The following is an 18,647-nucleotide window of genomic DNA, read 5'->3' as shown; positions in this document are numbered from 1 at the left end:
CGAACACTTTGACAGTCAGTGAATCAACCTTCTTATCATTCGAATCGTGTTTTCCTGACTGTTGAGGCACAGAAAAAAATGAGAGAAGGATGACCATGAAAATCGTCAAAAGTATCGTGCAAATCGGCTATCTTTATATCCTATTATTAATCGGAAATACTATTGCACGCCTACTTCATTTGCCGATTCCAGGGAGTATAATAGGACTTGTCCTATTATTTTTGCTGTTACAGTTTCATATAATTAAGCTTGAATGGATTGAATTAGGAGCAGCCGTACTATTAAGTGAACTCTTATTATTCTTTATTCCATCTGCCATCGGTGTTATTGATTATCATGCCTTATTCGGTCTGCAGGGAATGAAGGTTGTGCTGGTCATTGTCGTGAGTGCCATTGTGGTAATGTTTGTTACGGGGTATACAGCACAATGGCTAGAGCAGCGAAAGAAGGGTGATGCGATATGACTTTATTAATCGCCATTGTCAGCTTACTTGGGACGGTTGCTATTTTTTATATTTGTAAAATGTTTTATAAAAAATATAAAAAAGAATGGCTGACACCTATGCTGATTACACCTTTAGTCATTATAGGTATTTTACTACTGACAGGTATATCTTATAAATCCTACAATTCTGGAGCGAGTGTCTTAACAAATTTACTAGGACCAGCAACCGTTGCGTTTGCCGTTCCTATATATAAAAATGTCAACCTATTAAAAAAACACGCATTTGAAATTTTCATTAGCATTGCTGTTGGTTCAGCGGTTGCTATTGTGTCATCCTTTATGATGGCTCTATTGGTGGGTTTAAATGATGAGTTGGTGCATAGTTTAGTGCCACGTTCTGTCACAACTCCTATTGCGATGGATATTTCTAATATGATTGGTGGTTCTCCTACGCTTACAGCTGTTTTCGTTATGACGACTGGTATTTTAGGGAGCTTGTTAGCACCAATCGTTATCAAAGTATGTCGTTTCCACAGGCCTTCATCTAGAGGCTTAATGCTTGGTATGGGTGCCCATGGAACGGGTACATCTAAAGCATTTGAATTTGGAGAGCTAGAAGGCACCTTTGCTAGTCTAGCGATGATCGTTGCTGCATTAATTAGTATTGTATTATCCACTACCGTTTTCCCAGTATTTGAACATCTGGTTATCAATATCCTGTTGCCATAAAAGGTAACAGGATTTTTTTGCAATAATAAGCTTTTGTTAAGCGTGAGATACAGAGGATTCTGTCCTTTACAATCATTATATGAAAATATTTTGAAACTTTTTATAAAGGTTCACCGTAAACAATAGTACTAAGCAAAAGGAGGAACAGACATGAGTGTGAAAAGGACACTAATGATTGTTGGACTTGGAATATTTGGAATTATTGCACTTATTACAGTTTTTACATCATGGTACACGGTAGATGAATCAGAGCAAGCTGTGGTTATTACATTTGGTCGTGCCGATGATACAGTAACAAATCCAGGTCTTCATTTTAAATTACCTTGGCCCGTCCAATCCGTAGAAATTTTGTCAAAAGAAACGTTTAGTCTGCAATTTGGTTATAAGCAAAATAAAGCAGGTGAGTTAGAGGCATACGACGCCGAAACAAAAATGATTACAGGGGATGAAAATATTGTCTTAACAGACCTTGTTGTTCAATGGAAAATTACAGAGCCTAATAAGTTTTTATTTAATTCGCAAGATCCAGAAAGAATACTACATAGCGCGACATCGAGTGCCATTCGTTCTATCATCGGAAGTTCTTCTATCGATGCAGCGTTAACAGAAGGTAAAGCTGACATCGAAGCAAATACTCGCCAATTATTAGTTTCTCTTATTGAAAAATACGATATTGGAATAAGCGTTTTAGGTGTGAAATTGCAAGATGTAGAATTGCCAAATAAAGATGTGCGTGCAGCATTCACTGCTGTAACAGATGCACGTGAAATGAAAAATACAAAAATAAACGAAGCTGAAAAATATGAAAACCAACGCATTAATGAGGCTCAGGGTGAACGTGATGCGATTATGTCCAAGGCTAAAGGTACTAAAACAGCCCGTATCGAGCAAGCTCAAGGGGATGTAGCCGTCTTTAATAAAATGTATGAGCAATACAAGGGAAATCAGCAAATTACAAGAGAGCGATTAATATTAGAGACGCTTGAAAATGTCTTGCCAAAAGCCCAAATTTACATTATGAATGATGACGGTAGTACGATGAAGTATTTACCACTTCAGCAACTACAGCCTCAACAGTCGCAACAGACACAAACAGAGAAAAAAGAGGGGAGCGGTAACTAATGGACCAAAAAAATAAGGATCTAGAAAAATTCCTCAATTTCTTATCTGGTAAAAGTAAAAAAGCTGCTCCTTCAGAAGGTGATTCGGGGGACAATGTAGTTAAAATGTCGAAGAAAGGACCGAAGAATCCTAAAAAATATATCTCTCTAGCTGTAACATTGACGATCATATTCGCTCTAGCGATTACTTTATTAACGAATATTTATATCGTTAAAGAATCAGAGTATGCAGTTGTTCGACAGTTTGGGGAAGTTGTTAAGTTTGAACGTGAACCAGGTTTAAATATGAAAATTCCTTTTATTCAAAGTGTCACGAAGTTACCAAAAAACCAAATGACATATGAGATTTCGGAAGAAGAGATTAATACAAAGGATAAAAAACGAATTATTATTGATAATTATGCTGTATGGCGTATTACGGATCCTAAGCTATTAATTTCGAATGCTGGTACGATAGAAAAAGTTGAATCACGTATGGAAGAATTCATTTATTCTGTTATTCGCTCTGAACTTGGCCGAATTAACTATACTGAGATCATAAATGATGAGGATTCTTCTCGAGGCAGCATAAACGATCAAGTAACTGAACGTGTTAATGAACTTCTTTCCAACGATAACTATGGTATTGAAGTAGTAGATGTGCGTATACGTCGCATTGATTTACCAACAGAAAATGAACAATCCGTTTTTACGAATATGATTTCAGATCGTGAATCAATTGCCCAAAAGTACTTGTCAGAAGGAGATGCACAGAAACGTCGTATTGAGGCACAAACAGATCAACAAGTACAAGAAATGCTTGCTAAAGCAAGTAAAGAAGCTGCTTTAATTCAAGCTGAAGGAGAAGCAGAGGCTGCAAAGATTTACAATAAATCTTTCTCTCAAGATCCTGAATTTTATTCTTTATACCGCACACTAGAATCGTATAAGAAAACGGTTGGGGAAGATACGGTTATTATCTTGCCAGCTACTTCACCATATGCCAACATCTTGTCTGGTTATATAAAATAAGTTTAAAGTCGTCTCTGTCTTGAAGGAGACGACTTTTTTGTTGCACTAGAATTATAACTATCCGTGAAATCAAATTATTATAGGAAGAAAATAATAGAAATTTATAAGTTTGTATTCCCCAATCAGCTATAATTTGATAGAATGATAATGTTTAAAAAAGAATGGTTGGGGGTAAGGGCTTTGAAATTACAAATTAGCAAATGGCTCCAAAATTTAGGGATTGCTTGTAGTATAGCTTCGATAGTAACACTTCTCTTCCGTCTATCCGATTTTTCGTGGGTGACGAAGAGTGTTTATCATATACCAGTATTTTTTGTTTGTATCTTTTTAGTCAGTATTATTATTGCAGATGATGTAAGAAACCTTTTTAAGAAATTATTTTGGTATGAAAAAAGAAAGGTCAAGCGTCCTATTTGGCAAGTTGGAATTGGCTTAATCTTCTTTTTGGCACAAATTAGTACAGTAATGGTATTTAATCAAGAGCTAACATATCCACAATTAGGCGGCATGCCGTTATTCCTTGTGTTTGCTTTTATGAATGCATTTATATTAACTGTCATCTATGAAGAAGTTTTTTATCGTACTTCAAATCAATAACAACTATTAGGAACTTTCATTTACAGGAGACTTGTCCTTGAATGAAAGTTTTTGCTTTTTAGTAATGGATGTAATAAGTAAATTATTAACATTTGTCAGTATTGCCCTTATTTAATCTGTAGTACAGTCAAGTTATTGAGAATAGTCAATGACTAAACTTGATAGGCGGATGCATACATACCATATTGAATTTTTTAACCTAGTTTTAACCTTTAGTATGTATGATAAGCAAAGATTCATTTTAATAGGAGGTAATAAAGATGAAAAAGGTCGTGTTTGGAAGTGCTTTAGCAGTCGGATTATTATTTAGTGGGGCAGGGCAATCCTCTGCTAATAGCCTAATTCAACCAATTGATATTCAAGGCATGGATCTAGAATCGGCATTACAGGCAGTTCAATCGCAGCGAGCACAGCTGTTCGAAAATCAGCTTAAGGATCAACTAGAGGGGATTCATCAACGAAATCAGCAGCTAGCTGATTTGAATGCACAGCAAGGTCAAATGGATGTTTTAAGTAATTCACAGCAAATGGATATGCTCCGTTTACAAAGCATGAATAGTAAACGGAATGAGGCTTTTGATGTAATGACTAATTTTGTGAAAAAAATGCAGGATAGTCGTTCATCTATTATAGGTAATATGCGTTAAGGGTGTTAAAATATTTTAAACAAGTCAACCGCCGTGCGCGCGGTTGGCTTTTTTGAATGAAAAGAAATGCTAAAGTAGTGGATAGAGACTTAAAATTGGTGGATAAACCATTAAAAATAATGGATAACCTTGAGGATGGACGCCTGCTTTTTTTACTTGAAATGTATTGTTATGATAAAGTAGAAGTAGAAGACAACGCAGGAGGATAAAATCATGACCAAGGAAAAATTACTATTATTGGACGGTAATAGTTTAGCGTATCGCGCGTTTTTTGCGTTGCCATTGCTAACGAATGATAGTGGCATTCATACGAATGCTGTATACGGCTTTACAACAATGCTACAAAGAATATTAGAGGAAGAACAGCCAACCAAAATATTGGTTGCTTTTGATGCTGGGAAAACAACCTTCCGCCATGAAACTTTTACAGAATATAAAGGAGGACGTCAAAAGACTCCACCAGAATTATCAGAGCAATTTCCTTATTTACGAAAGCTCATTGATGCGTATGGTATTAAGCAATATGAGCAGGAATTATATGAAGCGGATGATATTATCGGAACGCTTGCTAAAGAGGCTTCATCACAGGATATGGATGTCATCATCGTTTCTGGAGACCGTGATTTAACTCAGCTGGCGACAGAGCAAGTAACCGTTTATATAACGAAAAAGGGTATTACGGAAATAGAGAAAAATACACCAGCCTTTATTGCGGAAAAGTACGGATTAACGCCGCTCCAAATTATTGATATGAAAGGCTTGATGGGGGATTCCTCCGATAATATTCCTGGTGTACCAGGCGTCGGGGAAAAAACGGCTGTAAAATTATTAAAAGAGCATGGCTCCGTTGAAGCACTTTATGAAGCAATGGATACATTGAAAGCTTCTAAAATGAAGGAAAAGCTTGTAGCTAATGAAGAGCAAGCCATCATGAGTAAGAAACTGGCAACGATTTATACGGATGCTCCAATCACCATTTCACTGGCTGATCTTGCCTATAATGGGCCAAAAGAAGATGAATTAATCAATGTGTGGCGTGAGCTTGGCTTTAAATCGCTGCTTGATAAAAGTGACTTTACAGTGCAAGAAGAAGAACAGGCGCCTCTCGATTATGACCTTGTCCAGGAAGTTCGACCTGAGGATTTAAAAGACGTGATGGCTGTGCATGTAGAGCTTGAAAACGAGCACTATCATACCTGTCAGCAGCTAGGAATTGCCTTATCAGATGGCGTAAAGACGCAATATATTCCATTTGATAAAGCAGCAAAATCAGATATTCTCCGTCGTTGGCTAGAAGATGCCACAAAAATAAAATATATGTCCGATTCTAAGGCAGCTCAAGCATCATTAAAGCGAGCTGGGATTCAATTAGCTGGCGTTGACTTTGATTTGCTACTTGCCTCTTATATTAATAATCCAGCATTAAGTGGCGATGATATCGCAACACTTGCAAGGGAACTAGGCTACTATGATGTCCAAGCAGATGAAGCGGTATATGGAAAAGGTGCCAAGCGTGCAATACCTGATCTGGACCAACTTGCACAGCATGTTAGCCGTAAAGCTTTTGCAGTATGGTCATTACAGCCGAAACTGGAAGCCTTATTAAAGGAAAATGAACAATTCGATCTTTATAAAAACCTAGAGCTACCATTGGCAGGAATTTTAGGTGAAATGGAAAGCGAAGGGATTACGGTTAACCGCGCTACGTTAGAGCAAATGGGGCAAGAGCTTAATGATAAACTTGTGGTAATTGAGCAAGAAATTTATGCAGAAGCTGGAGAAACCTTTAATATTAATTCACCAAAACAATTAGGTGTGATTCTATTCGATAAGCTAGGGCTACCTGTGATTAAAAAGACTAAGACAGGCTATTCAACTGCTGCAGATGTCCTAGAAAAACTACAGTCAGAGCATGCTATCATCGAACATATTCTGTTGTATCGCCAACTTGGAAAATTACAATCCACATATATTGAAGGCTTACTAAAGGAGATTCATGAATCAGATAGTAAAGTGCATACGCGCTTCCAGCAAGCTTTAACTGCAACAGGGCGTTTAAGCTCAACAGACCCAAATTTACAAAACATCCCAATTCGTTTAGAGGAGGGCCGCAAAATTCGTCAAGCCTTTGTACCTTCAAAAGAGGATTGGATATTATTTTCTGCTGACTATTCGCAAATTGAATTACGCGTTCTTGCACATATGTCAGAAGATCAAAACCTTGTTGAGGCTTTCCGTGAAGGAATGGACGTTCATACACGTACAGCTATGGATGTATTTCATGTGTCAGAAGATAAGGTAGATAGTAATATGCGTCGCGCAGCGAAAGCTGTTAACTTTGGAATAGTCTACGGTATTAGTGATTATGGTCTATCCCAAAACTTAGATATTACGCGTAAGGAAGCAGCTAATTTTATTGAAAAGTATTTCGCAAGTTTCCCTGGTGTAAAACAGTACATGGATGACATTGTACAAAATGCGAAATTTAATGGTTATGTGACAACGATATTAAATAGACGCCGTTATTTACCGGATATTACAAGTTCAAACTTTAATTTAAGAAGCTTTGCTGAGCGTACGGCGATGAATACGCCAATTCAAGGTAGTGCAGCGGATATCATTAAAAAGGCAATGATTGATATGGATGCTCGATTGAAAAAAGAAAAGATGCAGGCAAAACTGCTGCTTCAAGTGCATGATGAACTAATCTTTGAGGCACCAAAGGAAGAGATTGCCTTGCTAGAAAAAATAGTACCAGAAGTCATGGAGAACGCTATTGAGCTTGCTGTACCGCTTAAAGTAGATTTTAACAATGGCTCAACTTGGTACGAGGCAAAATAAGGAGGGATTCAAATGCCTGAATTACCAGAGGTAGAGGGTGTCGTCCAGGCATTGAAGCCAACAGTTGAAGGACGTACCATTCAACAGGTTCAGCTTTCCGAACGAGTACATTTCTCTTTTAGTGAGGGTAAACAATGTATTGTCAAACAAGCAGAGCCTGATGCATTTGAAAGTACTTTGTCCCAGATGACCATTACCAAAATTGAACGACGAGCAAAATATATTTTCTTTCATTTGATGAAGGATGATGTTCTATATGTTCTTGTTAGTCACTTAGGGATGACAGGTGCTTGGTTTGTTGTGAATTCCCCCGAAGAAATCAATGAGGCGAAATTTCAAAAGCATATCCATGCGACATTTGAAATGGCAGATGGAGGATACTTGATTTATTCAGATATTCGTCGCTTCGGTGAACTTCGTTTTCTGACAAAAATTGAAGATCATGCGCCATTGACAAAAATGGCACCAGAGCCATTTGATGAGCATGCATGTGAATTTTTTATAACAAAATCTAAGCTACCGAAATATGAAAATAAAGCTGTAAAAGAAGTAATTATGGATGGGCAAGTCATTTCGGGCTGTGGCAATATTTATGCAACAGAGGCATTGTTTGCTCAGAAAATTCACCCTGCACGCAAAATGAGCCGCATTAGTGAAAAGCGGAAGCGAGCATTATTTGAGGAGATTGTTGCCGTCCTACGTCAAAGCATTGAAGCGGGTGGTTCAACTATTTCTGATTATCGGAATATTAATGGGGAAGCAGGGAGTATGCAGAATCGATTAAAAATGTATGGGAAAAAGGTATGTCCAGCATGTGAAACGGCAACAAGTCAAATGACAATTGGAGGGCGCACCTCTGTCTATTGCCCAAATTGTCAACATTAAAGGGGATTTAGCAATGATTATCGGACTTACAGGAAGTATTGCAAGTGGAAAAAGTACAGTAGCTAAAATGATGAGCGAACTGGGTTTACCGATTGTTGATGCAGATGTCGTAGCACGAGATGTCGTAGAACCTGGAACAGAGACATTAGCTTTGATTGCTGAAAGTTTTGGACAAGCTATCTTGCTTGAGGACGGCAATTTAAATCGAACTATGCTGGGTGATATCATATTCCATGAGCCTGCCAAACGCAAAACGTTAAATGATATCATGCATCCAGCAATCAGAAAAGAAATGTTACGTCAGCGTGATGCCTATTTAGAAGCAGGACATGAACATGTTGTGATGGACATTCCTTTGTTATTTGAGAGTAAGCTTCAACATTTTGTGGAACGTATCATTGTGGTATCGGTCAGTGAAGAAGTTCAGCTTCGACGTTTAATGGAACGAAATAATTTAACTAAAGAAGATGCATTGGCACGTATGCACTCTCAACTGCCGATGTCTGTCAAAGAAAAGGGTGCACATGCGGTCATTTATAATAACGAAAATATAGAAAGTACAGCAGAACAATTAAAAAAAATCCTGCATTATTGGGATGTTATTTAATGAGTTCTTCTATGATGCGTAGCAAGCCGATCTTGCTACGCATTTTTTTATGGGGAAACTCCATAATAAAGAATAATTTTTCAGAAAATAAGAACTTTTATATTCTCAATATATAATGTTCATCTTTTTTAAAATTGTGTTATACTAATCACCATAAAGTATATAATTAATTAATCTGAGTATGTACTCACAGGAGGATATTATAAATGACAGTATCAATTGCTATTAATGGTTTCGGGCGTATCGGACGTATGGTTTTCCGCCAGGCTATCGTACAACAAGATTTAAACATCGTTGCAATTAACGCAAGCTATCCTGCAGAAACGTTAGCACATTTGATTAAGTATGACACAAATCACGGAACATTTGAAGGTACGGTAGAACCAGCAGGCGATGCTTTAGTTGTAAATGGTAAACGTGTTCAAATTATTAGTGAACGTGATCCTTTAAAATTACCTTGGTCTACAATGGGTGTAGATATCGTTATTGAAGCTACAGGAAAATTTAATGAGCGTGATAAAGCAGCTATGCACTTAGCAGCTGGCGCGAAAAAAGTAATCTTAACAGCACCGGGTAAAAACGAAGATGTAACAATTGTTTTAGGTGTAAATGATGACAAATTGGATATTGCTAAACATGATGTTATTTCAAATGCTTCTTGTACAACAAACTGCTTAGCGCCAGTAGCAAAAGTATTGAATGACACATTTGGTATTGAGAATGGTTTAATGACAACAGTTCATGCTTATACAAATGACCAAAAGAACTTAGACAATCCGCATAAAGATTTACGTCGTGCACGTGGATGCGCCCAATCCATTATCCCAACATCTACAGGTGCAGCGAAAGCATTAAAATTAGTTTTACCTGAATTAGAAGGTAAAATTCATGGTATGGCACTTCGTGTTCCAACACCAAACGTATCTTTAGTTGATCTTGTAGTAGATTTAAATACAGATGTAACAGTTGATGCAGTCAATGCAGCATTTGTAAAAGCGGCAACAGAAGGTCCAATGAAGGGTATCCTTAATTTCTCTGTTGAGCCATTAGTATCTTCTGATTACAATACAACAACTTATTCTTCAACAGTTGATGGACTTTCTACAATGGTGTTAGGCAACCGCAAAGTAAAAGTACTTGCTTGGTATGATAACGAGTGGGGCTACTCTGCACGCGTTGTTGACCTTGTAAAAAAAGTGGCAAATGCTTTAGAAACGGTAAACGCGTAATAATTTCTATAGAGAGCACATTGAAATCGAAAAGGTTTCAATGTGCTCTTTTTTTACAGAAACTTTTCTTGTACTTCAGGTGCTTTAGATTTATCATGAGCTCACAAACGTGAATGCACTTTTCTTACATGTAGGAAATTTGTTATAATAGATATATTAAATTGTTGTAAACCAGGAGAGTAATTATATGAGATGTCCATCTTGCCAATTTAACGGAACGCGTGTTGTGGATTCGAGGCCAGTAGATGATAATAAAGAAATTCGTAGACGTCGTGAATGTGAGTCATGTGGCTTCCGTTTTACAACGTTTGAAAAAATTGAAGAGACACCATTAGTCGTTGTGAAAAAAGAAGGTTCACGAGAAGAGTTTAGCCGTGAGAAGGTGCTTCGTGGGCTTATTCGTGCTTGTGAAAAACGTCCAGTGGCACTTGATGTGCTGGAGGAACTTGTTCTGTCCATTGAAAAAGATCTTCGTCGTATTGGAAATTCGGAAGTACGCTCAGAAGATGTTGGCGAAATGGTCATGGACCGCTTAGCCAAAATTGATGAGGTTGCCTATGTGCGTTTTGCGTCGGTCTACCGTCAGTTTAAAGATATCAATGTCTTTATTGAAGAAATAAAGGACATTATTCAACGTCAAACGGAGAAGAAATCATAGCAAACAGAGAGGATGAATGCCGTTGATTCATTTATATAAGGAATTGCAGCCTGGCGATCCTTTCGACATTCGTCTACCTCATGCATTTTCTACACAAGAGCGTCAATTAGTTACATTATTTTATCAACCATTAACGGGATCAGAGCCAGTTAGCCTCTATTTAACATTATGGGCAGAAGCAGAGCAAATGCCAAAGCAGCAAATGACACATTATTATTTAATGAATGTGCTAGGGCTACCAATTGGTAAAGTGTTTGAGGCTCGTATTGCTTTAGAAGCTATTGGTTTGCTGCGTACATGGAAAAAAGAAAATGCTGGTGAGCGTAGTTTTTTATATGAGCTACAGCGCCCATTAGATGCAGATAGCTTTATGAAAGACCCGCTACTGTCGATGTTTTTGTTTAGTAAAATTGGAGAGCAGGCTTATCGCAACTTACGTCAGCGCTTTATGTCACCTGTAAAGGACACGGCGTTTAAGGATGTATCTCGTGCTTTTATTGATGTCTACAAGCCTGTTCATGCCAATATTCCATCAGATTTACAAGTGGATACGAGTCCTAAGGATAAACAAAAAGTGTATCCATTTTATTTGGAGCAATTCGATTTTGATTTATTGCAAGCCGGTTTGTCAGAGCAATTGGTACCTTCCAATTTGTTGACATTTGAAGTGCGTGAAGCTATAGCCAAGTTGGCATTTTTATATCATTTAACAGCCCTTGATATGCAAAAAGTAGTCATACTTGCTTTAGATGATGATTTAGGCATTTCTCAGGAACGTTTACGAAAGGCTGCTGCTGATTTTTATAAATTAACCGTATCCAAGGAGCCGCCAAAACTTGCCCGTGTCACCGATCCTCTACCAGTAGCAGAAGCGGGACAAAAAACCAAGGATCAGGAACTTCAACACTATTTAGAAACAACGGCGCCTGTCCAAGTTTTAAGAGATATAAATAATGGTAAAGAACCATTACAAACCTCAGTCCAACTTGCAGAAAATTTAATCGTTCAACATGGCATGCCAATTGGAGTGGTTAATGCATTGTTAGAATACGTTATGCTAACAACAGATATGAAGCTCCCTAAAAAATATGTGGAAACGATTGCTGATCATTGGGTACGAAAAAATGTCCAGACCGCTAAGGAAGCAATGGAACTTGCACGTCAAGAGCATGATAAATATACAGCTTGGAAAAACAAGCCGCAAACGTCCAATAAAACGAGTCAACAGACAAAAGGACGTTCAAGATATCAACGTGAAGAAAAAGTGCCTGAATGGTTCTATAAACGAAATGATAAATCCGATGCAGGAGAATCCCCGATTGATCATACTGATTTTGAAAAAGAAAGACAAAAAATTCTTGAAAAATTAGGGAATATACAAAATAAGGTAGGTGAATGACAATCGAACCCATTAATGGACCACTAAAACGAGCAATTAATGTACCTTCATTTCAAGCACGATATGAAGCGATGCGACGAGAAATTTTAGAACATCCGCGTGTGGAGGAATTTATAGCTCAACATGCAGAAGAACTAAACTACGAGAACATTGAGCGAAACCTACCAAAGCTTCAAGAATATATTAGTCAATCTACTGTGTGCTGTGGCTGTGACAATACTGACAATTGCACAAATTATTTAAAAGGCTTCATCCCGCAGTTAAGAGTTGTCAGAAAGTCGTTAGAGATTGATTATGTCCAGTGTGAGCAAAAGATACGTGAGGACGAGCGCCGAGATGTTGCCAACATGATCGCTAGTATGCATATGCCAAAGGATGTATTGCAAGCTACAATAAGTGATTTATTTATAGATGACCATTCACGAATCGATATTGCCAATAAAGCAACAGATTTTGTAGATAGTATAATAGAAACAGGAAAACTACCGACAAAGGGCTTTTATTTATACGGTGAGTTTGGTGTAGGGAAGTCCTTTGTACTTGGTGCTTTGGCCAATCAATTAGCTAGAATTAAAGTTAAATCTGTGGTAGTTTTCGTTCCAGAGTTTTTACGAGAAATGAAAAATGCCATTGGCGATAATACATTGAATGAGAAAATTGATTATATTAAAAAGGCTCCTGTCTTAATGCTAGATGATTTAGGCGCGGAGACAATGACTGCCTGGACACGTGATGAAATATTGGGGACTATTTTCCATTATCGGATGGCAGAGCAATTGCCAACTTTTATTACGTCTAATTTTAACTATGAAGAATTAGAGCATCACTTAGCTCAGTCACAAAAAGGTGATATTGAGGTTGTCAAAGCGGGACGTATTATGGAGCGAATTAAAGCCCTAACCGTGCCGATCGAAATGCGAGGCAAAAATCGTCGGATGTAACATTGATAGTTGCATTTTTCGACAATCGAGCGTATACTGACTCATATACTTAATATCAATATGCATTGATGAGGACATGAATTTTGTGTATCAGCTTTTAGAGAGGGAAGTCATCGGCTGAAAACTTCCTAGTATGGGCACATTATTTACTACCTACTGAGCAGCGAAAGGGATAATCTTTCGCCGGTCCCTAGCCCGTTAGCTAGCCTTGAGCTTCGTCTGACTTTATGTAAGTCGGAAGGAAGAAGGGTGGAACCACGAGCATACGCTTCGTCCCTTTTGTGAGGGACGGAGCTTTTTTTATTTTTCTCAGATTTCATTGAAATAGTGGTGGCTCCGCTCATATAGGAAGATAAGTCGCTCGCGAAAGTGGTTAACTTGCTCATAGAGAGTAAGAAAATACTCAGAAGCATGAAGATGCCGCTCCGATTGCACTGAGAAATGCTTAAAAAAGCAATGACTCCGCTCAAACCAAGCCGTAGAGTCACACAAATATTGCTCCAGCCAATCATCAAGCATGATGTATTTATCAAAAACAAAGGAGTGCAAAGATTATGTCAGAAATGATTAAATTAACTTTCCCAGATGGCGCTGTAAAGGAATTTGCAAAAGGCACATCAACGGATGACGTAGCATTATCTATTAGCCCTGGCTTACGTAAAAAAGCGTATGCAGGTAAAATTAATGGTGTGTTAGTGGATTTAAAAACACCAATTGAAGAGGATGCAACTATTGCAATCATTACACAAGATGATGAGGCAGCACTTGAAATTTTACGTCACTCAACTGCCCATTTAACAGCGCAAGCTATTAAACGTCTATTCCCAGATGTAAAGCTTGGGATTGGTCCAGTAATTGAAGGTGGTTTCTACTATGATATCGACTCACCAACACCAATCACTGCTGAAGATCTACCAGCCATTGAAAAAGAAATGAAGAAAATTATTGCTGAAAACCTTGAGGTAGAACGCAAAAATGTAAGCCGTGCAGAAGCACAAGCCCTTTATGAAGAAGTTGGCGATGAGTATAAATTAGAATTACTTGAAGCCATTCCTGCAGATGAGCAAGTATCTATTTATTATCAAGGCGAGTTTTTTGATCTTTGCCGTGGTATCCACGTACCATCTACGGGTAAACTTCGTGAATTCAAGCTTTTATCATTAGCGGGTGCTTACTGGAGAGGGAACTCTGATAACAAAATGTTACAACGTATTTATGGTACAGCGTTCTTCAAAAAAGAGGAATTAAAACACCACCTTCAAATGCTAGAAGAAGCAAAAGAACGTGATCACCGTAAAATCGGAAAAGAATTAGAACTGTTTACAACTTCCCAAAAGGTTGGCCAAGGTTTACCACTTTGGTTACCAAATGGTGCAACAATTCGTCGTGTTATTGAACGTTATATTGTCGATAAAGAATTATCACTTGGCTATAAGCACGTTTATACACCCGTATTAGGTTCTAAAGAGCTTTATCAAACTTCTGGTCACTGGGATCATTATCAAGATTCAATTTTCCCACCAATGGAAATGGATAATGAAACATTAATTATGCGTCCAATGAACTGTCCTCACCATATGATGGTGTACAAAAACAGCATGCATTCATATCGTAATCTACCATTGCGTATTGCAGAGCTTGGCACAATGCACCGTTACGAAATGTCAGGGGCGGTTTCAGGCTTACAACGTGTTCGTGGGATGACATTAAATGATGCCCATATTTTTGTTCGCCCAGATCAAATTAAAGCGGAATTCCAAAAAGTAGTACAGTTAATTTTAGAGGTTTATAAAGATTTCGATCTTAATGATTACTCATTCCGTTTATCTTATCGCGACCCAGCAGATACTGAGAAATACTTCGATGATGATGCAATGTGGGAAAAAGCACAAAGCATGCTAAAAGAAGCAATGGATGAACTTGGCTTAGACTACTTTGAAGCGGAAGGTGAGGCTGCATTCTATGGTCCTAAACTTGACGTTCAAGTAAAAACAGCGATTGGTAAAGAAGAGACTTTATCTACAGTTCAATTAGACTTCTTATTACCAGAACGCTTCGACCTAACTTATGTTGGGGAAGATGGTAAGCCTCATCGTCCAGTTGTTATCCACCGTGGTGTTGTATCAACAATGGAACGTTTTGTTGCCTTCTTAATTGAAGAATACAAAGGAGCATTCCCAACTTGGTTAGCACCAGTACAAGTTGAAGTTATTCCAGTATCGAATGAAGCTCACTTCGACTATGCAAAGCAAATTGAAGAGCAACTGACAGCAGCTGGTTTACGTGTGGAAATGGATGATCGTGAAGAGAAGTTAGGCTATAAAATCCGTGAGGCACAAATGAAAAAGATTCCTTATATGCTTGTTATCGGGGATAAAGAGGTTGAGGCAAATGGCGTGAATGTTCGACGTTATGGCTCGAAAGATTCCGAAACAATTAGCTTTGAGGATTTCCTAGCAGCTATTAAAGCAGAAATTACAAAATAAGCTTTAACTAGAGACCCTTGCTTGCCAAAGTGAGGGTTTCTGTATAAAATAAATCTTGCATTTGTATAGAAGAGCTTCATTTTGGTTATGTTAGCACTGATAAGAAAATAAATATTTGACAGCTTATCATATACATGCTAATATAATTAAGGTTAATGAATACAAAGTTTGTGGTTGAAGTAGAGGCTGCCCGCTTCTCACCTGATACAACGCTTTAAAGGCTGTGAACAGGTATGACACGTTGAATTGTTTTGCGTAGACTTGCGCATGCACATATAGCGGGCGGACATCTTCAAAAATGTCCGTCCTTTTTTTATGGACATGACGAGAGGATGTACCGTTCAACCGGGCAAGGCTTTGCCCAAACCATGTATTCGCGACAACTACTTGGAGGTGGATTACTATTAGCAAAGACATGTATGTAAACGAAGGCATTCGCGCACGTGAACTTCGATTAATCGATCACAATGGTGACCAGCTTGGTGTAAAGACACGTAATGAAGCGCTAGAAATCGCCGCTCGTGTAAACTTGGATCTTGTCCTTGTGGCCCCTCAAGCCAAGCCGCCAGTCGCTCGTATCATGGACTATGGTAAATTTAAGTTTGAACAGCAAAAGAAAGACCGTGAAATTCGTAAGAATCAAAAGGTCATCGTAATGAAAGAGGTTCGTTTGAGCCCAACAATCGATGAGCATGATTTCCAAACGAAGTTACGTAATGCGATTAAATTCCTTGAAAAAGGCGATAAAGTAAAATGTAGCCTACGTTTCAAAGGTCGTGCGATCACACACAAAGAGATTGGTCAACGTGTGTTAGATCGTTTTGCTGAAGCTTGTGCTGAAGTATCAACGGTAGAACAAAAACCGAAGATGGAAGGCCGAAGCATGTTCTTAGTTCTTCAACCAAAGAACGAGAAATAATATTAGACGAACAGTTTAGGAGGAATTCGACATGCCAAAAATGAAAACTCACCGTGGAGCTGCGAAACGTTTCAAAAAAACGGGTTCAGGTAAATTAAAATACGACCGTGCTTATGGAAGCCACTTATTCGCAAACAAATCTACGAAACAAAAACGTCACCTACGTAAAGCAAACATCGTATCATCTGGTGACTTCAAACGCATCAAATCTTTACTTGTTTACATGAAATAATTGACTACAAAAAAATACTAACATTCATTTTTAAATGAAAAGCAGGAGGTAATTCATATGCCACGCGTAAAAGGCGGAACAGTGACGCGCAAACGTCGTAAAAAAGTATTGAAATTAGCTAAAGGTTACTATGGTTCAAAACATACATTATACAAAGTTGCTAACCAAGCAGTAATGAAATCAGGTCAATATGCATACCGTGACCGTCGTCAGAAAAAACGTGATTTCCGTAAATTATGGATCACTCGTATCAACGCAGCTGCTCGTATGAACGGTCTTTCTTATAGCCGTTTAATGCACGGTTTAAAAGTTGCAGGTATTGAAGTTAACCGTAAAATGTTAGCTGACCTTGCAGTAACTGATGCTACAGCATTCACTCAATTAGCAGACGCTGCTAAAAAAGCAGTAGCTAAATAATAGCTGACAACGCTAACCGTTATTTCTGCACCGAAAGCTTAGCCACAGGTGCAAAATATCACAAGTGCAAAAAAAAGACTGATGGGTTTTTCCATCAGTCTTTTTTGTGTTAGATTAATAGTATCATGGTTTTAAAGGAGTAAGAGATGGGACAAGCATTATTAGCTTATATGAGCATTGTATCAATTGTATTGCTCATTTTAATGGGGATGGATAAATCACGAGCAAAGAATCATGAATGGCGTATAGCAGAGCGTACATTATTTACACTAGCCATAGCAGGAGGGGCAGCTGGGGGTGTATTGGGTATGTATTTATTCCGCCACAAAACACGTCATAATCGTTTTGCATTTGGTTTTCCCCTACTTGCAGCCATACAAATTTTTATCATTGTGCAGCTCTGGACATAAATGAGAATAATTAAAACACATCCTCATGACGGGGATGTGTTTCGCATAAGCTGTTCAATGGGCTGCTTCCAATTGATTTTGGCGCTTGGATAGTTCAATAATATTTCTTGCTGCAAATATTCAAAGTCGCTTTTGCTGAAGCCTTGTAATGTTGCAGCATCGCGCGCACCGACGAAAATGGTTACAACCTCAAATGCATCCTCTGTTGTGCCTAGGTATTTTTCACCTTCAAAAAGAGCACCCTTATAGGAAATAAAGAAATTTTTTCGGACATTTTTAACGTCATCATAGAAATAATACTGGCCTTTTTCATAGGCTTCATCAAGTTTGCGTTTAGGATCGGTTATATAACGAATCGCTTTGTAAAATACATAGATAATAAGCGCTATTACAGCAAGTCGAATTAGTAACGGCAACATGTTTAAATTTCCCCCTTGAAGAAAGGTTATTCTTTCCTATACGATTAGAAGGGTCAAATAGTTTCACTTTTTATAAAAAATTTTTTAGAAATTTAGGAGAAAAAAATGAATTTACAACAATTGTTTACCATGCAAAAAGAGCTTGATGATTTTATCGAGCAAACACAAAATATTCAGCAAGATGTGTTTCAGGAAAAGGGCTTAGCCTTACTAGTGGAGCTAGCTGAGCTTGCTAATGAAACACGTTGCTTTAAATTTTGGAGCACAAAGGGACCATCAGCACGTGAAGTCATTTTAGAAGAATATGTAGATTCGATTCATTTTATCTTATCTCTTGGCTTATTAAAGGGCTATACATCGATTGAAATGTGGCCTTTCGTAGAAGAAAACAAAGATTTAACAGCTACTTTTTTAGAAACACAAAGTGTTATTTTAGCATTTATTCATCAACCTACAGAGGAGCGTTATTTAGCTATTTGGCAATACTATGGGTTACTAGCGTATAATCTCGGTTTTACATTTGAGGATGTGGTGGGTGCTTATCTTGAAAAAAATCAAGAAAATTATCATCGGCAGCGTTCAGGTTATTAAAGTAAGAAATACACCAATTTTCAGACGATTAAGCTAGGAATATTTCGGTAAACGAAGTATAAT

General features: G+C 37.9%; 21 protein-coding genes. 20 read left to right on the top strand and 1 reads right to left on the bottom strand.

Annotation, left to right across the window (positions count from 1 at the left end; translation table 11 throughout):
- The first annotated feature begins 95 nt into the window (after positions 1 to 95).
- The 19 genes from NY607_RS07660 (at position 96) to NY607_RS07570 (ending at position 17,574) form a co-directional block, all read left to right on the top strand.
- The gene (locus NY607_RS07660; protein WP_131521348.1) at positions 96 to 464 is read left to right on the top strand and encodes a CidA/LrgA family holin-like protein; all 369 of its coding nucleotides are present in this window, start codon (positions 96 to 98) and stop codon (positions 462 to 464) included.
- On the top strand, positions 461 to 1,174 hold the full coding sequence (locus tag NY607_RS07655) for an LrgB family protein (protein ID WP_131521349.1): 714 nt from the start codon (positions 461 to 463) through the stop codon (positions 1,172 to 1,174). Before NY607_RS07660 ends, NY607_RS07655 begins: the two co-directional genes overlap by 4 nt.
- A gap of 150 nt (positions 1,175 to 1,324) precedes the next feature.
- The gene (gene hflK / locus NY607_RS07650; RefSeq protein ID WP_131521350.1) at positions 1,325 to 2,296 is read left to right on the top strand and encodes an FtsH protease activity modulator HflK; all 972 of its coding nucleotides are present in this window, start codon (positions 1,325 to 1,327) and stop codon (positions 2,294 to 2,296) included.
- Complete coding sequence (gene hflC, locus NY607_RS07645; RefSeq protein ID WP_259419411.1) at positions 2,296 to 3,306, top strand: protease modulator HflC; 1,011 nt, start codon at positions 2,296 to 2,298, stop codon at positions 3,304 to 3,306. The genes hflK and hflC overlap by 1 nt, the downstream gene beginning before the upstream one ends.
- Before the next feature lie 147 nt (positions 3,307 to 3,453).
- Positions 3,454 to 3,903, top strand: a complete 450-nt coding sequence (locus NY607_RS07640; RefSeq protein ID WP_193767386.1) for a DNA polymerase I — start codon at positions 3,454 to 3,456, stop codon at positions 3,901 to 3,903.
- 260 nt (positions 3,904 to 4,163) lie between these two features.
- On the top strand, positions 4,164 to 4,550 hold the full coding sequence (locus NY607_RS07635; protein ID WP_131521353.1) for a hypothetical protein: 387 nt from the start codon (positions 4,164 to 4,166) through the stop codon (positions 4,548 to 4,550).
- Between the two features lie 56 nt (positions 4,551 to 4,606).
- The gene (locus tag NY607_RS07630; protein ID WP_193767387.1) at positions 4,607 to 4,759 is read left to right on the top strand and encodes a hypothetical protein; all 153 of its coding nucleotides are present in this window, start codon (positions 4,607 to 4,609) and stop codon (positions 4,757 to 4,759) included.
- Between the two features lie 4 nt (positions 4,760 to 4,763).
- Positions 4,764 to 7,391: a DNA polymerase I gene (polA, locus tag NY607_RS07625; protein WP_259419410.1), complete on the top strand. Its 2,628-nt coding sequence runs from the start codon at positions 4,764 to 4,766 to the stop codon at positions 7,389 to 7,391.
- Positions 7,392 to 7,403: 12 nt separating this feature from the next.
- Positions 7,404 to 8,276: a bifunctional DNA-formamidopyrimidine glycosylase/DNA-(apurinic or apyrimidinic site) lyase gene (mutM, locus tag NY607_RS07620; protein ID WP_259419409.1), complete on the top strand. Its 873-nt coding sequence runs from the start codon at positions 7,404 to 7,406 to the stop codon at positions 8,274 to 8,276.
- 13 nt (positions 8,277 to 8,289) lie between these two features.
- Complete coding sequence (coaE, locus tag NY607_RS07615; RefSeq protein WP_131521356.1) at positions 8,290 to 8,883, top strand: dephospho-CoA kinase; 594 nt, start codon at positions 8,290 to 8,292, stop codon at positions 8,881 to 8,883.
- A 206-nt stretch (positions 8,884 to 9,089) separates the two neighbouring features.
- Positions 9,090 to 10,112, top strand: coding sequence for a glyceraldehyde-3-phosphate dehydrogenase (locus NY607_RS07610; RefSeq protein ID WP_004226274.1), 1,023 nt, complete (start codon positions 9,090 to 9,092; stop codon positions 10,110 to 10,112).
- 187 nt (positions 10,113 to 10,299) lie between these two features.
- Positions 10,300 to 10,770 carry a transcriptional regulator NrdR gene (gene nrdR, locus NY607_RS07605; protein WP_004226277.1) on the top strand — a complete coding sequence of 157 codons (471 nt, stop codon included), beginning with the start codon at positions 10,300 to 10,302 and terminating at the stop codon, positions 10,768 to 10,770.
- A gap of 16 nt (positions 10,771 to 10,786) precedes the next feature.
- Entirely contained in the window at positions 10,787 to 12,169 is a 1,383-nt protein-coding gene (locus NY607_RS07600) for a replication initiation and membrane attachment family protein (RefSeq protein WP_227744956.1), read from the top strand.
- 2 nt (positions 12,170 to 12,171) lie between these two features.
- On the top strand, positions 12,172 to 13,110 hold the full coding sequence (dnaI, locus tag NY607_RS07595; RefSeq protein ID WP_227744960.1) for a primosomal protein DnaI: 939 nt from the start codon (positions 12,172 to 12,174) through the stop codon (positions 13,108 to 13,110).
- 554 nt (positions 13,111 to 13,664) lie between these two features.
- Complete coding sequence (gene thrS, locus NY607_RS07590) at positions 13,665 to 15,596, top strand: threonine--tRNA ligase (RefSeq protein WP_259419408.1); 1,932 nt, start codon at positions 13,665 to 13,667, stop codon at positions 15,594 to 15,596.
- A 415-nt stretch (positions 15,597 to 16,011) separates the two neighbouring features.
- Positions 16,012 to 16,515 carry a translation initiation factor IF-3 gene (infC, locus tag NY607_RS07585; RefSeq protein WP_016994853.1) on the top strand — a complete coding sequence of 168 codons (504 nt, stop codon included), beginning with the start codon at positions 16,012 to 16,014 and terminating at the stop codon, positions 16,513 to 16,515.
- 31 nt (positions 16,516 to 16,546) lie between these two features.
- Positions 16,547 to 16,747 (top strand): 50S ribosomal protein L35, encoded by a 201-nt coding sequence (gene rpmI / locus NY607_RS07580; protein WP_004226312.1) that lies wholly within the window; start codon positions 16,547 to 16,549, stop codon positions 16,745 to 16,747.
- A 57-nt stretch (positions 16,748 to 16,804) separates the two neighbouring features.
- Positions 16,805 to 17,164: a 50S ribosomal protein L20 gene (gene rplT / locus NY607_RS07575; protein ID WP_025114500.1), complete on the top strand. Its 360-nt coding sequence runs from the start codon at positions 16,805 to 16,807 to the stop codon at positions 17,162 to 17,164.
- A gap of 146 nt (positions 17,165 to 17,310) precedes the next feature.
- Positions 17,311 to 17,574 carry a DUF1294 domain-containing protein gene (locus NY607_RS07570; protein ID WP_048393614.1) on the top strand — a complete coding sequence of 88 codons (264 nt, stop codon included), beginning with the start codon at positions 17,311 to 17,313 and terminating at the stop codon, positions 17,572 to 17,574.
- Positions 17,575 to 17,597: 23 nt separating this feature from the next.
- Here the strand turns inward: NY607_RS07570 and NY607_RS07565 are convergent, their stop codons facing one another.
- Positions 17,598 to 17,993, bottom strand: coding sequence for a hypothetical protein (locus NY607_RS07565; RefSeq protein WP_004226335.1), 396 nt, complete (start codon positions 17,991 to 17,993; stop codon positions 17,598 to 17,600).
- Positions 17,994 to 18,098: 105 nt separating this feature from the next.
- Here NY607_RS07565 and NY607_RS07560 point away from each other — a divergent pair, with 105 nt between their 5' ends.
- Complete coding sequence (locus NY607_RS07560; protein ID WP_054549960.1) at positions 18,099 to 18,584, top strand: dUTP diphosphatase; 486 nt, start codon at positions 18,099 to 18,101, stop codon at positions 18,582 to 18,584.
- Positions 18,585 to 18,647 lie beyond the last annotated feature (63 nt).

This window comes from Lysinibacillus sp. A4, assembly GCF_024919535.1.
Lineage (GTDB): Bacteria > Bacillota > Bacilli > Bacillales_A > Planococcaceae > Lysinibacillus > Lysinibacillus capsici.
The sequence above is the reverse complement of the archived record's forward strand: the minus strand, read 5'-3'. Positions and strand labels throughout refer to the sequence as shown.

Coding starts and splice junctions, on each gene's coding strand:
- NY607_RS07660 (WP_131521348.1), top strand. CDS start 96: ATGAAAATCGTCAAAAGTATCGTGCAAATCGGCTATCTTTATATCCTA.
- NY607_RS07655 (WP_131521349.1), top strand. CDS start 461: ATGACTTTATTAATCGCCATTGTCAGCTTACTTGGGACGGTTGCTATT.
- hflK (WP_131521350.1), top strand. CDS start 1,325: ATGAGTGTGAAAAGGACACTAATGATTGTTGGACTTGGAATATTTGGA.
- hflC (WP_259419411.1), top strand. CDS start 2,296: ATGGACCAAAAAAATAAGGATCTAGAAAAATTCCTCAATTTCTTATCT.
- NY607_RS07640 (WP_193767386.1), top strand. CDS start 3,454: ATGTTTAAAAAAGAATGGTTGGGGGTAAGGGCTTTGAAATTACAAATT.
- NY607_RS07635 (WP_131521353.1), top strand. CDS start 4,164: ATGAAAAAGGTCGTGTTTGGAAGTGCTTTAGCAGTCGGATTATTATTT.
- NY607_RS07630 (WP_193767387.1), top strand. CDS start 4,607: ATGAAAAGAAATGCTAAAGTAGTGGATAGAGACTTAAAATTGGTGGAT.
- polA (WP_259419410.1), top strand. CDS start 4,764: ATGACCAAGGAAAAATTACTATTATTGGACGGTAATAGTTTAGCGTAT.
- mutM (WP_259419409.1), top strand. CDS start 7,404: ATGCCTGAATTACCAGAGGTAGAGGGTGTCGTCCAGGCATTGAAGCCA.
- coaE (WP_131521356.1), top strand. CDS start 8,290: ATGATTATCGGACTTACAGGAAGTATTGCAAGTGGAAAAAGTACAGTA.
- NY607_RS07610 (WP_004226274.1), top strand. CDS start 9,090: ATGACAGTATCAATTGCTATTAATGGTTTCGGGCGTATCGGACGTATG.
- nrdR (WP_004226277.1), top strand. CDS start 10,300: ATGAGATGTCCATCTTGCCAATTTAACGGAACGCGTGTTGTGGATTCG.
- NY607_RS07600 (WP_227744956.1), top strand. CDS start 10,787: ATGCCGTTGATTCATTTATATAAGGAATTGCAGCCTGGCGATCCTTTC.
- thrS (WP_259419408.1), top strand. CDS start 13,665: ATGTCAGAAATGATTAAATTAACTTTCCCAGATGGCGCTGTAAAGGAA.
- infC (WP_016994853.1), top strand. CDS start 16,012: ATGTATGTAAACGAAGGCATTCGCGCACGTGAACTTCGATTAATCGAT.
- rpmI (WP_004226312.1), top strand. CDS start 16,547: ATGCCAAAAATGAAAACTCACCGTGGAGCTGCGAAACGTTTCAAAAAA.
- rplT (WP_025114500.1), top strand. CDS start 16,805: ATGCCACGCGTAAAAGGCGGAACAGTGACGCGCAAACGTCGTAAAAAA.
- NY607_RS07570 (WP_048393614.1), top strand. CDS start 17,311: ATGGGACAAGCATTATTAGCTTATATGAGCATTGTATCAATTGTATTG.
- NY607_RS07565 (WP_004226335.1), bottom strand. CDS start 17,993: ATGTTGCCGTTACTAATTCGACTTGCTGTAATAGCGCTTATTATCTAT.
- NY607_RS07560 (WP_054549960.1), top strand. CDS start 18,099: ATGAATTTACAACAATTGTTTACCATGCAAAAAGAGCTTGATGATTTT.